Annotated in this window: 1 protein-coding gene; it reads right to left on the reverse strand. The window is 37.1% G+C overall.

Features of this window, described 5'->3' with window-relative positions:
* On the reverse strand, positions 1 to 634 hold a 634-nt coding region (locus Q0829_RS27495; RefSeq protein WP_298549300.1), incomplete at both ends, for an alpha/beta hydrolase.

Genomic DNA, 634 nt, shown 5'->3' on the forward strand with positions numbered 1-634 from the left:
TCTTTTAATAATTTCCTGATGTTCTGAAGTATTAGTGCCAGAAGAAATAATACGACCAACCATAACAGTAAATAGTTTTTTCTCATAAACCGGTGCTGGCTTTATATCATTTATAAAAGCCTTCATTGCTTCTAAAATAACATCAGTATCTCCTACCCAAAACAGATGATCACTTCCTTCTAGTTCTAAAAATTTTGATCCGGGAATACGTTCAGAAATAAATTGCCCTTCCTGAATTTTTACATCAATATCATCTGTACGTTGTAATAACAGAGTAGGTACTTTTATAGATCCTAGAATGTCTATGATATCAACCTGAGTATTCATTCTTGTCAATTTCAACGCTGAAGTGGGACTAGCGCCTGAACGGAAGTAACTAGCTAACCAATCCATAAAAGTTTGATCTTGTACTTTAGAAGGTGCAAGTGATGCTAAATTCATCTCTCCACTACCCCAATCATTCTCAATCATATCATAAACCACCTGACGCTCCTGATCGGTTGGTGCCCAAGGATAGTCTTTAGAATACCTCCTCTTTGCAAAAATACCGAAGGTGATTAAGGAAATAACACGATCAGGATAAGTTGCACTAAATAGGGCAGAGACACTTCCACCCTCGGAATGCCCAAAAAGA

This window comes from uncultured Aquimarina sp., from assembly GCF_947492405.1.
Taxonomy (GTDB): Bacteria; Bacteroidota; Bacteroidia; order Flavobacteriales; family Flavobacteriaceae; genus Aquimarina.